At 73.2% G+C, this 13,738-nt stretch carries 12 protein-coding genes and 1 tRNA gene; 5 read left to right on the forward strand and 8 right to left on the reverse strand.

The genetic code is table 11. The features are described from left to right. Positions 1–108 precede the first annotated feature (108 nt). Positions 109–867 carry an IclR family transcriptional regulator gene (locus ACZ7LK_RS00755; RefSeq protein ID WP_392274510.1) on the reverse strand — a complete coding sequence of 253 codons (759 nt, stop codon included), beginning with the start codon at positions 865–867 and terminating at the stop codon, positions 109–111. Between the two features lie 276 nt (positions 868–1,143). Beyond that, entirely contained in the window at positions 1,144–2,094 is a 951-nt protein-coding gene (locus ACZ7LK_RS00760) for a D-2-hydroxyacid dehydrogenase (protein ID WP_392274511.1), read from the reverse strand. A 224-nt stretch (positions 2,095–2,318) separates the two neighbouring features. On the opposite strand from ACZ7LK_RS00760, the gene ACZ7LK_RS00765 reads away from it, so the two are divergent. From ACZ7LK_RS00765 to ACZ7LK_RS00775, 3 genes are all read left to right on the forward strand, one after another. Beyond that, positions 2,319–3,041 carry a maleate cis-trans isomerase family protein gene (locus ACZ7LK_RS00765; protein WP_471137746.1) on the forward strand — a complete coding sequence of 241 codons (723 nt, stop codon included), beginning with the start codon at positions 2,319–2,321 and terminating at the stop codon, positions 3,039–3,041. A gap of 61 nt (positions 3,042–3,102) precedes the next feature. Next, a complete protein-coding gene (locus tag ACZ7LK_RS00770) occupies positions 3,103–4,200 on the forward strand; it encodes an LLM class flavin-dependent oxidoreductase (RefSeq protein WP_392274513.1) in 1,098 nt (365 codons plus the stop codon). A 184-nt stretch (positions 4,201–4,384) separates the two neighbouring features. Next, entirely contained in the window at positions 4,385–6,076 is a 1,692-nt protein-coding gene (locus tag ACZ7LK_RS00775; RefSeq protein ID WP_471137747.1) for a glycosyl hydrolase family 18 protein, read from the forward strand. A 93-nt stretch (positions 6,077–6,169) separates the two neighbouring features. Here ACZ7LK_RS00775 and ACZ7LK_RS00780 read toward each other — a convergent pair whose 3' ends face one another. Next, positions 6,170–6,574 carry a nuclear transport factor 2 family protein gene (locus ACZ7LK_RS00780; RefSeq protein ID WP_392274515.1) on the reverse strand — a complete coding sequence of 135 codons (405 nt, stop codon included), beginning with the start codon at positions 6,572–6,574 and terminating at the stop codon, positions 6,170–6,172. A gap of 92 nt (positions 6,575–6,666) precedes the next feature. Here ACZ7LK_RS00780 and ACZ7LK_RS00785 point away from each other — a divergent pair, with 92 nt between their 5' ends. Further along, complete coding sequence (locus ACZ7LK_RS00785) at positions 6,667–7,587, forward strand: LysR family transcriptional regulator (RefSeq protein ID WP_469463815.1); 921 nt, start codon at positions 6,667–6,669, stop codon at positions 7,585–7,587. Here the strand turns inward: ACZ7LK_RS00785 and ACZ7LK_RS00790 are convergent. After that, positions 7,574–9,439, reverse strand: coding sequence for a putative bifunctional diguanylate cyclase/phosphodiesterase (locus ACZ7LK_RS00790; protein ID WP_471137748.1), 1,866 nt, complete (start codon positions 9,437–9,439; stop codon positions 7,574–7,576). The genes ACZ7LK_RS00785 and ACZ7LK_RS00790 overlap by 14 nt on opposite strands. Before the next feature lie 342 nt (positions 9,440–9,781). On the opposite strand from ACZ7LK_RS00790, the gene ACZ7LK_RS00795 reads away from it, so the two are divergent. Beyond that, entirely contained in the window at positions 9,782–11,032 is a 1,251-nt protein-coding gene (locus ACZ7LK_RS00795; protein WP_469463817.1) for a M6 family metalloprotease domain-containing protein, read from the forward strand. Between the two features lie 115 nt (positions 11,033–11,147). Here the strand turns inward: ACZ7LK_RS00795 and ACZ7LK_RS00800 are convergent. From ACZ7LK_RS00800 to ACZ7LK_RS00815, 4 genes are all read right to left on the reverse strand, one after another. Next, a tRNA-Lys gene (locus tag ACZ7LK_RS00800) sits at positions 11,148–11,221 on the reverse strand. Further along, on the reverse strand, positions 11,212–11,823 hold the full coding sequence (locus tag ACZ7LK_RS00805; RefSeq protein ID WP_392274519.1) for a bifunctional DNA primase/polymerase: 612 nt from the start codon (positions 11,821–11,823) through the stop codon (positions 11,212–11,214). Before ACZ7LK_RS00805 ends, ACZ7LK_RS00800 begins: the two co-directional genes overlap by 10 nt. A 108-nt stretch (positions 11,824–11,931) precedes the next feature. Next, positions 11,932–12,285: a hypothetical protein gene (locus ACZ7LK_RS00810; protein ID WP_392274520.1), complete on the reverse strand. Its 354-nt coding sequence runs from the start codon at positions 12,283–12,285 to the stop codon at positions 11,932–11,934. Between the two features lie 119 nt (positions 12,286–12,404). After that, a complete protein-coding gene (locus tag ACZ7LK_RS00815; RefSeq protein WP_392274867.1) occupies positions 12,405–13,733 on the reverse strand; it encodes an AAA domain-containing protein in 1,329 nt (442 codons plus the stop codon). Positions 13,734–13,738 lie beyond the last annotated feature (5 nt).

Below are 13,738 nucleotides of genomic sequence, written 5' to 3' on the forward strand. Positions count from 1 at the left end.
TAATACTACCCGGTCCGCAGGGCGCTCCCGACCACTCGGCCGTGAGCTGGCTCACATCGGCGCCCGAAAGGTTTAGCGGCGTGTTTCGCCCTGGGTCGTGTCCACTCCCTAGAGCGCCAGGGAGAGCACCACCGGCGCGGCTCTGCGGTTCAGCGTGTCCGCCGCCGAGCGCAGCCGGTGCGCGTGCTCGATCGGGAGCGAGAGGGCGAGGCAGCCGACGGCCGATCCGGCGGTCAGCGGAACCGCCGCGCAGACCGTGCCCACCGCGTACTCCTGGAGGTCGAGCACGGGGACGGTCGGCGGCTGGCTGTCCAGCTTGGAGAACAGCACCTTCTCGCTGGTGATCGTCCGGGAGGTGAGCCGGGCGATCTTGTGACGGGAGAGGTGGTCGCGGCGGCCGTTCTGGTCGAGCTGGGTCAGCAGGCACTTGCCGACGGCGCTGGCGTGGGCGGCGGAACGGAAGTCCACCCACTCGTTCACCTTGGGGGTGTGCGGGCCGTCCGCCATCTGTGTGATCTTGACTTCGCCGTCGATGTACCGGCTGATGTAGACGGCGGCGCCGACCGAGTCGCGCAGCTCGGTGAGCGTCTCCTGGAGCTTGCTCTCCAGGGCCTCGCGGCGGGTGGCGCCGGAGCCCACCAGCACCAGGGAGTCGCCCACGACGTAGGCGCCGTCGCTGACCTGCTCGACGTACCCCTCGCGGCGCAGCATGAGCAGCAGCGGGGTCAGGTGGCCCGCCGGGAGCCCGGTCTCGCGTGCGATCTGGACGTCGGTCACCCCGCCACCGTGCCTGGAGATCGTTTCGAGAACACGCAGGGCGTACTGCACCGAATGGAACGGCGCGGTCGGCTCGGGCTTCAGCGCCACGGTTTCCCCCTACCAGGTTGTGACCGCAAGCTTCCGTACCACGATAGCGGCCAAGAGCCGTTTCGTGGGCTCCTGTTGACAAGAATCTGTTCCACCCCACGCGCATACGCTGGGGCGGGACACCGGGGCATATGCCCACGGCAAACTTCCGGGCGGTAACGAGAGGTCAGGGCACCGCGTCGACGGGGTCACGGGCCCGTGCGGGCGCCGGGTTCGAGAAGATTTTCACCCGGCCCCGGCCGGGGAGCGGCCGTCACGCGCCCGTGCGCCGCCGGCTCAGTCGCGCCCGGGCACGTACCCGCGTTCCTTGTCCACCACGTTCGGCAGCGGCCGCCCGGCCGCCCACAGCTCGAACATGTCGACGAACTGCTCCCCCACACGGTCCCGCCAGCCCACCGTGTCCCCGCTCATGTGCGGCGAGACGATCAGCCCGGGCACGTCCCACAGGGGGCTGTCCTCGGCCAGCGGCTCCTCGGCGAACACGTCCAGCGCCGCCCCCGCGATCCACCGCCTGGTGACCGCCGCCACGAGGTCGTCCTCCACCACCAGCGCGCCGCGCCCCACGTTGACGAACCGGGCCGACGGCTGCATCAGCCCGAAGCGCCGCGCGTCGAACATGCCCCGGGTCTCCTCGGTCAGCGGTGCCGCGCACACCACCCAGTCCGCCCGCGTCAGCAGCAGGTCCAGCTCGTCGGCCCCGTGGACGCGCGGCCGTGCCGTCCGCCCCACGACCGCGGTCCGCACCCCCAGCGCCCGCAGGGTGCCGGCGACCGTCCGGCCGATCGGCCCGGACCCGACCACCACCGCCCGGCTCCGGGCGACCGGCAGGCTCTCGCGGTGCCGCCAGTGGTGGCGCCGTTGCAGCTCCAGGGTGCCGGGCAGGTCCTTGGCCATGGCGAGAACCAGCCCCGCCACGTACTCGGCGATCGGCTCCTCGAACACGCCCCGCGCGTTCGTCACCACCGTGTCCGAGGCGACCAGTTCCGGACACAGCAGCCGGTCGACCCCGGCGCTCGGCGTGTGCACCCACCGGGGCCGGGGCCCGCCGCCGGGCCAGGCCGCGCGGACCGCGTCGGAGGTGAAGTCCCACACCAGCAGGACGTCGGCGGAGGGCAGCGCCTCGGCGAGGGTGCGCCCGTCGGCGTACCGGACGTGGACCCGCCCGGTCAGCCGGCCGAGGCGGGGCGGCGGGTCGGCCCGGAGGACGAGCAGGGTCGGCGGCGTCATCGGTCGACCACGGTGGCACCCGGACCCACCGTCGTCAACAAGACGGCCGGGCGCGGCGCAGGACTATCCGCGGGGAGCGGGGGCAGCCGTCACGGGCGGGCCTCCCCGGGGCGCACCGGCCCCCTGCGAGAGGTGCCGTGCCGTGCGCCGGCGGACCCGGCGCGGCGGGCGGCGGCGGGCCCCGGGCCCGGTGCCGGCGGACCCGAAGGACAGGAGGGCGTGACATGACGACGGTGGGCCTGCTCCATCCCGGGCACTCCGCCGAGGACGACTATCCCCGGATCGAGACGCTGCTGACGGGCGTGAACGTGCCGATCGTCCACACCGGCCCCGGTGAGGACGCCCACCGCGTCGACACGCTGCTGGACCGCGGTTCCGCGGAGCGGCTGGCGGCCGGGACGGAGGAGCTGCGGCTGTCCGGCGCCGAGTCCGTGGTGTGGGCGAGCACCAGCGGCTCGTTCGTGCACGGCTGGGACGGGGCCCAGGAGCAGATCCGCACCCTGGCGGTGACGGCCGGGCTGCCGGCGTCGAGCACCTCGTTCGGCTTCGTCCACGCGGCGCGCGAGGTGGGGGCCGGGCGGGTGGCGGTGGCCGCCGCGTACCCGGAGGACGTCACGCGGCTGTTCGTCCGCTTCCTCGGGGCGGCGGGCATCGAGGTCACCGGGGCCCGGTCGAGCGGGGTCGCCACGGCCGCCGAGGCCGCCGCCTGGGGGCCGGAGCGGGTGCTGGAGCTGGTCCGGGCGGCCGACCGTCCGGACGCCGAGGCCGTCCTCGTACCCGGCACGGCGCTGCACACGGTGGCGTGCCTGCCGGAACTGGAGGCGGCGGTGGGCAAACCGGTGCTCACGGCCAACCAGGTGACCGTGTGGGAAGGGCTGCGGCTGGCGGAGCGGCGCGGGGCGTGGTCGGCGGACCTGGGGACGCTGTTCGCCCGCAAGGGGGAATAACCGGAGAGGCCCTCCTGTTGACGGTGGTCGTCCGCACGTTCCGCGCAGGAGGGTCCCACCGGTGAGTCACGACGCCATTCGAGGCACGGCGCGGGGGACCGCGCCCGTACCCCTGTCCGTACTGGACCTGGTCACGGTGGGCAGCGGCCGCACCGCCACCCAGGCCCTGGGTACCAGCGTCGCCCTCGCCCGGCTGGCCGAGCACCGCGGCTACCACCGCCACTGGGTCGCCGAGCACCACTCCATGCCCGGCGTGGCCTCCTCCTCCCCGGCCGTGATCCTCGCGCACCTCGCCGCCCACACCGAGCGCATCCGGCTCGGCTCGGGCGGCGTCATGCTGCCCAACCACGCCCCGCTCGTCATCGCCGAGCAGTTCGGCACCCTGGAGGCCATGGCCCCGGGCCGCATCGACCTCGGCCTCGGCCGCGCCCCCGGCACGGACGGCGCCACCGCCGCGGCGCTGCGCCGCACCGACCGGCTGAGCGAGGGCGCCGACGAGTTCCCCGAGCAGCTCGCCGAGCTCACCCGGTTCCTCGACGACGACTTCCCCGACGGCCACCCCTACGCCCGGATCCACGCCGTGCCGGGCCCGGTGCAGGGCCCTGCGGGCCGGCCGCCCGTGTGGCTGCTGGGCTCCTCGGGCTTCAGTGCGCGGCTCGCGGGGATGCTGGGGCTGCCGTTCGCGTTCGCCCACCACTTCTCGGCGCACAACACGGTCCCGGCGCTGGAGCTGTACCGGGACTCGTTCCGCCCGTCCGCGGTGCTCGACGAGCCGTACACCCTCATCGGCGTCTCCGCGCTGGCCTCGGACGACGAGAAGGAGGCGCGGCGGCAGGTGCTCACCGGCGCCCTGTCCATGGTCCGGCTGCGCACCGGGCGCCCCGGCCTGATCCCCACGCCGGAGGAGGCGGAGGCGTACGCGTTCAGCGCCGCCGAGCGGGACTTCGTCGACGGCTGGCTGGCGAACGTCGTGCACGGCACGCCGGACGCGGTCCGCGACGGCCTGGACGGCCTGCGGAAGCGGACCGGTGCCGACGAGCTGATGATCACGGCCAACGCGCACGGCGCGGAGGCGCGGCTGCGCTCGTACGAGCTGATCGCGGACGTCTACGATCTGCCGGATGGTTCTCCCTCGGGAACGGGCGCACAAGGTTCCTAAGGCAGGCTTAAACCGCTCGTCACCTGTGGTGGCGAGCGGTTCTTCCTGTGCGGACGCGGGCCGTGACGAGCGGTTTTGCCCGGAGATTGGTCTAGTCCTCATTTGGTCCGGACCATTGACGCGGTGTTCGCGCGGCGGTTATCACTTCGTCAACTACCGCCGCGTACAACCCCGGAGGCCGCACGTGCACCACCGCAAACCCCTCATCGCCGCGCTCACCGGCGTGGCGCTCGCCGCCGGTGTGCTGGCCACCGCCGGCGGCACGGCCACCGCCCAGCCCGCAGCCGCCTCCACCGGCGGGGTGAAGATCGCGTACTACGACCAGTGGAGCGTGTACGGCAACGCCTTCTACCCCAAGCACCTGGACACCCGGGGGATCGCCGGCAAGCTGGACGTCATCAACTACTCGTTCGGCAACATCCACCCCACCGAGCTGACCTGCTTCGAGGCCAACAAGGCGGCGGGCGACGACAACAACCCCAACGCCGGTGACGGCGCGGGCGACTCGTACGCCGACTACCAGCGCTCCTTCTCGGCGGCCGACAGCGTCGACGGGGTCGCCGACAAGTGGGACCAGCCGATCGTGGGCGTCTTCAACCAGTTCAAGGAGCTGAAGGCGAAGTACCCCAAGCTCAGGATCAACATCTCGCTGGGTGGCTGGACCTACTCCAAGTACTTCCACGACGCGGCGAAGACCGACGCGAGCCGCAAGAAGTTCGTGGCCTCCTGCGTCAAGCAGTACATCGCCGGCGACCTGCCCGTCGAGGGCGGGTACGGCGGCCCCGGCACCGCCGCCGGGATCTTCGACGGCATCGACATCGACTGGGAGTACCCGGGCTCGCCCGACGGCCACCTCGGCAACCACTACGGACCCGAGGACAAGCAGAACTTCACGCTGCTGCTCGCCGAGTTCCGCAAGCAGCTCGACGCCTACGGGGCCGCCCACGGCGGCAAGAAGTACCTGCTGACCGCCGCGCTGCCGGCCGGCCAGGACAAGATCAAGAACATCGAGACGGACAAGATCGGCGCGTATCTCGACTACGCGAACATCATGACGTACGACATGCACGGCGCCTGGGACGGCGACGGGCCCGCGTACCACCAGTCCCCGCTGTACTCCGGCGCCGGTGACCCGACCGACCCGGTCAAGCCCGGCACCGAGAAGTACTCGATCGACAACGCCATCGACTCCTGGATCGACGGCAAGCCGGCGTACGGCATCGCGGGCGGCTTCCCGGCGAACAAGCTGACCCTGGGCTACGAGTTCTACTACCGCGGCTGGAAGGGCGTCCCGGCGGGCGCCAGGAACGGTCTCGGGCAGCCCGCGACCGGCGCCTCCGCCGCCCGGCCGGTCAGCCAGCAGGCGGGCATCGCCCACTACAAGGAGCTCGGCGGCATCGTCGACAACCCGGCGACCACCTTCTGGGACGACGAGGCGAAGGCCGCGTACTTCTACAAGGACGGCGAGTTCTTCACCGGGCTGGACAAGCGTGCCGTCCAGGCCCGCGCGGACTACGCCCACAGCCGGGGCCTGGCGGGCGCGATGATGTACTCGCTGCTCGGACTGGACGAGCGGACCACGCTGCTGAACGACATCGTGGCCGCGGTCGGCTCGTCCCCGACGACCCCGACCCCCACGCCCACCCCGACCCCGACCCCGACCCCCACGCCCACCCCGACCCCCACCCCGACTCCGACGCCGACCGACCCGCCGGCCGGCTGCTCCGCGGCGGCCTTGGCGCCGGCCACCGAGTACACCGGTGGCGCGCAGGTCGCGCACAAGGGGCACACCTGGAAGGCCAAGTGGTGGACGAAGGGCGAGGAGCCCGGCACCACCGGTGAGTGGGGCGTCTGGCAGGACCTCGGCGCCTGCTGATCCCACCCCCCTCCGGGGCGGCCCTCCCACACCACCGCCGCCCCCGCACGACCGCCGCCCCCCGCGTCCCGACGGGGGGCGGCGGCCCGTCGTTCAGCCGTTGTCGACGAGGACGTTGAAGAACTCGTCCACGGCGGCCTGGTCCGCCGGGAAGTGCCGTATCTCGGCGATGCGGCCCTTCTCCATCCGGAACACCAGCACCCAGTCCATGTCGATGTCCGTGCCGTCCCCCCGGTGGCTCACGCAGTGGTGGACCTCCACCACATGGCTCTCGTCCGCCCCCGCGTACCAGACGTCGGCGGTGAAGTCCCCGGTCGCCAGTCCCTCCAGGTACGTGGTGATGCCCTCCGCCCCGCGGTGGCTGCCGGCCAGCGGATGGTTGCCCGGCACGTGCCACACCGCGTCCGGCGCGAGCACCGTCTCGCGCAGTCCTTCCAGGTCCCCGGTGGCGTACCCGGCCCAGAAACGTTTGATCAGGTCGATGTTGGGGTTGCTCATCTCAACCCTTCCCCGTGTGCGGCTCCTTGTGTGGTCGAGCCTCCCTCCGCCCGACCACTCCGGTCCAATGCTTGAATCCATAACCTTGTGGCATGGACATCGACACCCGGCTGCTGCGTTACTTCGCCGCCGTCGCCGAAGAGGGCCATCTCACCCGTGCCGCCGAGCGGTTGTTCATCTCCCAGCCCGCACTGACCAAGCAGGTCAGGCAACTGGAGGCCCAACTGGGCGTGGAGCTGTTCGTCCGCTCGCGCAACGGTATGGCCCTCACCGACGCGGGTACCGCGCTCGCCGCCGCCGTACCCCCCGTCCTCGACGCCTGGAGGACGGCGCTGCTCACGACCAAGTCGGCGGCCGAGCGGGCGCAGCGGGTGCTGCGGGTCGGCTTCGTGGCGTCGGCCGCCAACGAGCTGACCCAGCAGATCATCGCCGAGTTCGCCCGGCGCCGCCCCGGCTGGCGGGTGCGGCTGGTCCAGACGGGCTGGGAGGACCCGACGGCCGGACTGGCCGGCGGCGGGACCGATGTGGCGCTGCTGCGGCTGCCGTTCCCCGGCCAGGACGAGCACGGCGTGGAGGTGCTGCTCACCGAGGACCGCTGGCTGGCCCTGCCGGCCGCGCACCGGCTGGCGGACCGCGAGGTGATCGACTTCCGGGAGGTCCTCGACGAGCCGTTCGTCACCACGCCGGACGCCTCCGGCTGGTGGCGCGACTACTGGCTGGCCGTCGACGAGCGCGACGGGCACCCCGTGACGGTCGGCGCGGTGGCGAACAACCCGGACGAGTGGCTGGGCGCCATCGCGAGCGGCTACGGCATCGGCCTCACCCCGGAGGCCACCGCCCGCTTCTACCAGCGCCCCGACGTGGTCTACCGGCCGGTGCGCGGGGTCAGCCACAGCCAGGTGGGCGTCGTCTGGCGGTCCGGCGGCGAGGTGCCGCCCGTGGTGCGGGACTTCGTCCGCAGCGCGCTGACCGTGAGCCGCGGGGAGGCCCCCGGTCCGGTCAGCCCGGGGTGACGCCGATCAGCTCGGCGATCCGCTCGGCGGCGACCGCCCGGGAGTACAGCCAGCCCTGGCCGGTGTCGCAGCCGATGCGGCGCAGCCGGGCGGCCTGGCCCGAGGTCTCCACGCACTCCGCGGTGACGGTCAGCCCGAGCCGGTGCGCGAGCTGCACCAGCGCCTCGACGATCACCTCGTCGGCCGGGTTGGGGTGCTCCTCGTCCTGGAACCCGCGCACGAAGGAGCCGTCCAGCTTCAGCACCTTGACGGGGAGGCGGCTGAGGTAGGCGAGGTTGGAGTAGCCCGTGCCGAAGTCGTCGATGGCGATCCGTACGCCCATGTCGCTGAGCGCCTGGAGGGCTTGCAGCGGCCGTCCGGCCGAGCCCATCACCGCCGACTCGGTCAGCTCGAGCTGGAGCAGGTGGGGGGCGAGGCCGGTCTCCGCGAGGATCTCGGCCACGTCCGCGACCAGGTCGGAGTCCCACACCTGGCGCACGGCCACGTTGACGCTCACGAACAGCGGGCGCTCGCCGGGTTGGTCGACCTGCCACCGCCGGGCCTGGCGGCACGCGGTGCGCAGCACCCAGCGGCCGAGCTGCACGATCGAGCCGTCTTCTTCAGCAATTCCGATGAACCGATTCGGCGCCAGGGTGCCGAACTGCGGGTGGTTCCAGCGGACCAGGGCCTCCACGCCCCGCACCGTCCCGTCCGCCATGCCCACCAGCGGCTGGTACTCCAGCGCGAACTCGCCCCGCTCGACGGCCCGGCGGAGGGTGGAGGAGAGCGACTGCCGGGTCATCCGGTGGGCGTTGCGCTCGGGGTCGAACAGCGTCCAGCGGGCCTTGCCGTCGGCCTTGGCCCAGTACAGCGTGGTGTCGGCGGCCTGCATCAGGCCGTTGACGGTGGTGCCGGCCGCGGTCCGCTCGACGACCCCGATGGACGCCGAGACCGACAGCCGCTGCCCGGCCAGGTCGAACGGCTTCTGTACGGCGGCGAGCACCGACCGGGCGAGGTCGGCGAGCTGTTCCGTACCGGTGGAGTCCTCGACCAGGATGGCGAACTCGTCCCCGCCGAGCCGGGCCACCAGGTGCCCGCCACCGCGCGTGTGGCCGTCGCCGTCGGCGCACTCGGTGAGCCGGGTGGCGACGGCGGCCAGCAGCCGGTCGCCGACGCGGTGCCCGAGGGTGTCGTTGACCGCCTTGAACCCGTCGAGGTCCAGGTAGCACAGCCCGATGCGGCCGGTGCCGCCGTCGTCGTACGAGGAGTTCTCCAGCGCCGAGGTCAGGCGCTCGAAGAACAGGGTGCGGTTGGGCAGCCGGGTCACGGGGTCGTGCATCTGGAGGTGCCGCAGCCGGGCCTGGAGCTGGCGCCGGTCGCTGATGTCCGCGATGGACAGCAGGACGCCCCGGCCGGCGGTGACCGGGGCGACGGTCACCTCGGCCCACAGGGAGCGCCCGTCGGGGTGTTTGAGGCGGCGCGTGCAGCGGAAGCGGGAGCGCCGGCCCCGCAGCACCTCGCGGTACGCGTGCCAGGTGCGGGTGTCGGAGGCCAGGTCGACGAGGTCGGCGGCGGCCTGTTCGCGCAAGGAGGCGGTGTCGGTGCCGAGCAGGGCGGCCAGGGACTCGTTCGCGGTGACCACCAGCCCCTCGGGGTCGACGACCGCCATGGCGAGGTGGGCGGCGTTGAAGGCGGCGCGGTAGTCGTCCGGGAGGTTCGTGGCGCGCGGTCCGGGCGCTTCCGCCGGGACGCGGACGACGGCGGCCGGGTGGCGCGGCCCCTCGGCCGTTTCATTACTCTCGGTGACCGGCCGCGGGGCGGTTGCGGTCGGTGAGACCGCCGCAGCTCCCGGTCCTTCGGAGGTTCCGTTCACGGCTCGCTCCCGCAAGGCAGTTGTGACGCACAGATGTGGTCGGGATGGGTCGGCCAGGAAAGTGTGCCGATCATAGAGGCTTCAACGGCGGCCGTTCCAGCGCCGCCACCGCATGAGACGGGTGGGGTTCCTGTGAGGAATCCGCCCTCCGCGGGCGGCCGATCGTTTCTGCACGGGTGTGGCCCCGCCCGGTTCTGCCGTGATCGGTTGTGACTGTCGGTGAACTTCGCGGACCGGTGCGGCGCGTCGCCCAGTCACCCGGGTGGGGCAGCGGAACAGGGCGTAACGGCACAAAACGTCACAGGGTAGTGAGACGTCCCGATTGCCGCACCGGAGGTCGACGTGGAGGGTCAGCAGCCACCCGACGGAGTGGAGCGCCGCCGCCTGCGTGCCACCGCGGCGGGCCTCTTCGCCCTCCTTTCGCTCGCGGCCACCGGTCTCGTCGCCGGTCCCGCGAACGCCGCCCCCGCGGCCGGCCCCTGCGCCCTGCCGCGCACCGACGCCCATCACTCGCTCGGCCTGGACACCTGGAACACCGCCTACCCGCGGCCCGTGCGGACGCTGGACGCCCTGATGGTCTTCCTGTCGTTCCCCGACTCCCGGCCGCTGACCGACCCCGCCGCGCTCGCGGCCGACTACTTCCCCGCGACCAGCCACTTCTTCCGGCGGGCCTCCTACGGCAGGTTCACCTTGCGCCCCCACCCGCGCGCCGAGTGGCTCCGGATGCCGCACGCCTCCACCTCGTACGCCATACGGCGCGACTGGGAGCCGGGGCGCCGCGCCGCCTACCTGCGCGACGCCCTCGCCGCCGCGGACCCGGTGGTCGACTTCTCCCGGTACGACATCGTCTACCTGGTCGCCGACCCGGACGCGCCCGGCGTGGACTCCGACGCGACGAAGGTCGTCAACTTCAGCACCCCGCTGTACGCCGACGGTACGGCGATCAAGCGGGTGGTCACCGTCTTCGAACGGCACCCGCCGGACCGCAACGTCCTCGCCCATGAAACCGGACACGTATTCGACCTGCCGGACCTCTACCACCGGCCGATGGACGGCAAGGGCGACTGGGACACCCATGTGGGGGACTGGGACGTGATGGGAAGCCAGTTCGCCCTCGCGCCCGAACCCTTCGGCTGGCACAAGTGGAAACTGGGCTGGCTGGACCGGCGCCAGGTGTACTGCGTGGGCGCGCCCGGCGAGTCCGGCGACAGCCGCTTCACCCTGGAACCGCTGGCGGCCGCGCCCCCGCGCGGTGCCTCGGTGGGCACCCGGCTGGCCGTCGTCAGGACCAGCAGCACCAGCGCGCTGGCGATCGAGGCGCGCGGGGCGACCGGCAACGACCAGGGCACCTGCACCGAGGGCGTGCTGATCTACCGGGTCCGTACGGACGCGGTGTCGGGCGGCGGCCCCGTCGAGGTGGTCGACACCCACCCCTCGACCGGCGCCTGCCACGACCGGTCGGTCTACCCGCCACTGGCGGACGCGCCGCTGCGCGTCGGCGAGACCTTCACGGTGCCGGGGGAGAACGCCCGCGTCGAGGTTGCCGACCGGACCCGGACGGGCACCTGGACGGTGCGGGTCACGGTCCCGTAGCGGCGGGGCCGGGGAGCGCCGGAAACGAAGAGGCGCCGGGACGAAGAGGCGCCGGGGCGAAGAGGCGCCGGGAACGAAGAAGCCCCTCGCTTTCGCGAGGGGCTTCTTCCGTCTGTGCGCCGCCAGGGACTCGAACCCCGGACCCGCTGATTAAGAGTCAGCTGCTCTAACCAACTGAGCTAGCGGCGCCTGCTGACGTCGTAGACCTTAGCACCCTGATCGGCGGGAGGAAAAATCGAAACCCGCACGCCCGCCGCGGCCCCCGCCCGCACCGCCCGCACACAGGCCCAGAGGATCACCTCCGGCCCCGGCAGCCAGGGATGACGGGTGTCCGGCGCCACCAGCCAGCGCGGCGCGCCGCCGGTCCGCGCGCCGCCCACCGCCGCGTCCGAGGGCGTCAGCGCGGGGACGGTGACCGCGTCCCCGGTGCTGTGGCAGAGCAGGGGCGGTACGGCCTCGCCCCACTCCTCCCAGCGGAGCAGCGAGGGCAGCCGGTGGGCGGTGCCGGGCGCGGTGAACAACAGCATCCGCCCCCGGTGAACGGCGACCGGACCGGAACCGGGCCCCTCCGCCCACAGCCGGTCGAGCATGCGGCGCCCGAAGACGGACTCGACGCTCACCACGTCGAAGACGGAGCCGCAGGGCAGCACCGCCGGCGCGGCCGGCCGGGACTCCCACAGGGCGAGCGTGGAACGCGGGTACGCGGCGGCCGACGCCAGCCAGGCGGCTCCGGGCGCCGTGACCTCGGTGGCGTGGTCCAGGGGCGATTCGTTTCGCAGCCAAGCGCTCATGACACCAAGGTGTACCGCCCGTGACGGTCCGGTTCCGGGGAGTTGGCGGAAACAGGGACAGGCCTCCGCCGGGAGGAGTATCTTGCGCCCCGGTCATATGCCACCCGGCTACTCGTCGCCGGGACGGCCTCCGCCACGCAGCAGGTCACGCCCGAACTCGATCATCTTCTTGGCGTAGTCCTCGGTCCACTCGGCGCGCTCGGCGATGTCCCCGGCCGTCAGCCGGTCGAACCGCCGCGGATCGGCGAGCTGCGCGGCCGCCACCGCCTGGAACTCCACCGCCCGGTCGGTCGCCGCGCGGAAAGCCAGCGCCAGCTCCGTGGACCGGGCGAGCAGCTCCCGCGGGTCCTCCATCGACTCCAGGTCGAAGAAGTGCTCGGGGTCGGAGGCGGCCTCCGCAGGCTCGAAGAGCAGGGGTGCGGGCCTCAGCCGCCGCTGCTCGCTCCGCTCGGTCTCCGCCATGAACGTCTCCTCTTCGCACGACGCGCTTCCCCCACCCGCGGGGACGCCCCCGTCGTGATGGACCACCCTCTATTCTCCCGCCCGGCGCAAGTACGCCCCCTCCCCGCGCCGCCCCGGCCCTACGGCACCCAGGTCACGCGGTGTTCGGCCAGGTGGGAGAGGACCGCGTGGTTGGCCTCCCAGCCGTCCGGGAACTTCACCGTCACGCCAAGCTGGACCGGCTCCGTCGAGGGGTGCTCGTCCAGCAGGTCGGCGACGCCCGCCCGGCACACCACCACGCACGCGTGCCGGTGGCGGGAGGCCAGGACGCAGAGCCGGCCCGTCTCCAGGTGGAACGCCGTGGCGTCCGGGCGGCCCGACAGCGGGTGCAGGACCACCGTCACGTCGTACTCACGCCCCTGGAGGCGGTTCGCCGTGTCGACCGTGACGCCCGCCACCCCCAGCTCGGCCAGCGCCGCCCGCACCGCGGCCGCCTGGTCGCGATGGGCGGTGCCGACCGCGACCCGGTCCGGCGTGAGCGGCACCGGGTCCGCCGACCGCTCCGACACGGCCGCCCCGCCCCGGTCCAGCACCCGCCGCACCACCAGCGCCACCGCCCGGACCGCCTCCGGGTCCGTGCGCGGGGTGTGCCGGGCCGGCAGCTCCAGCAGGCCCCAGCCCGACGCGGCCGCCTCGTCCAGCACCCGGTCCGGCCCCGAACCGTCCGACGGCACCCCGAAGGACAGCCGCCGGTCACCCGGCCCGGTGCCGCTGCGGAACGGCGTGTACGGGTAGAACGCGTCCGACACCAGCGGCGCGGCCGACGCCGGGAGCCGCCAGGACACCGGCAGCCGGTGCTGCGGCAGGTCCGGGTTGTGCGCCAGCAGCGTCGACACCGCGCTCGCGGACGGGTCGTACGACAGGCCCGCCCACTGGTCCGCGCCGACCACCGAGAACGGGTCGAGCTGCCCCGGGTCGCCCACGAACAACGCCCGCTCGAACAGCCCCGCCACCGCAAGCAGCGCGTCCGACCGCATCTGGTACGCCTCGTCGACGATGGCGTGCCCCCACGGCTCGACGCCCTTGACGTGCGCCCACTTCGCGGCCGTCGAGATCACCACGTCCAGCCCGGCCAGGTCCGCCGCCCTGGCCGACTTCCGCACGTTCCCCAGGTCGTCGAGCGCCTTGTCGTACGGGTCGGGGTCGTTGCTGTGCAGCCGGCCCACCGGCAGCTCCGGCTCCTTCTCGGCGAGCCGCAGCACCAGGTCGTCCACCTGGGCGTTCGTCTGCGCCACCACCATCAGCGGCCGGCCGGCCGCCGCGAGCTCCAGCGCGGCGCGCACCACGAGGGTGGACTTCCCCGCCCCGGGCGGCGAGTCCACGACGACGCCGCGCGCGTCCCCGTGCAGCGTGTCGGCGAGGATCCCCCGGGTCGCCCGGGCCGCCTCGGCGGAAGGGTCGAAGGGCAGGGACG

The sequence above is a fragment of the Streptomyces sp. NPDC039423 genome, assembly GCF_055598725.1.

Excerpts from the sequence above, each read along its gene's own strand:
- ACZ7LK_RS00760 (WP_392274511.1), bottom strand. The coding sequence starts at position 2,094 with ATGACGCCGCCGACCCTGCTCGTCCTCCGGGCCGACCCGCCGCCCCGC.
- ACZ7LK_RS00805 (WP_392274519.1), bottom strand. The coding sequence starts at position 11,823 with ATGAGCGCTTGGCTGCGAAACGAATCGCCCCTGGACCACGCCACCGAG.
- ACZ7LK_RS00780 (WP_392274515.1), bottom strand. The coding sequence starts at position 6,574 with ATGAGCAACCCCAACATCGACCTGATCAAACGTTTCTGGGCCGGGTAC.
- ACZ7LK_RS00765 (WP_471137746.1), top strand. The coding sequence starts at position 2,319 with ATGACGACGGTGGGCCTGCTCCATCCCGGGCACTCCGCCGAGGACGAC.
- ACZ7LK_RS00785 (WP_469463815.1), top strand. The coding sequence starts at position 6,667 with ATGGACATCGACACCCGGCTGCTGCGTTACTTCGCCGCCGTCGCCGAA.
- ACZ7LK_RS00810 (WP_392274520.1), bottom strand. The coding sequence starts at position 12,285 with ATGGCGGAGACCGAGCGGAGCGAGCAGCGGCGGCTGAGGCCCGCACCC.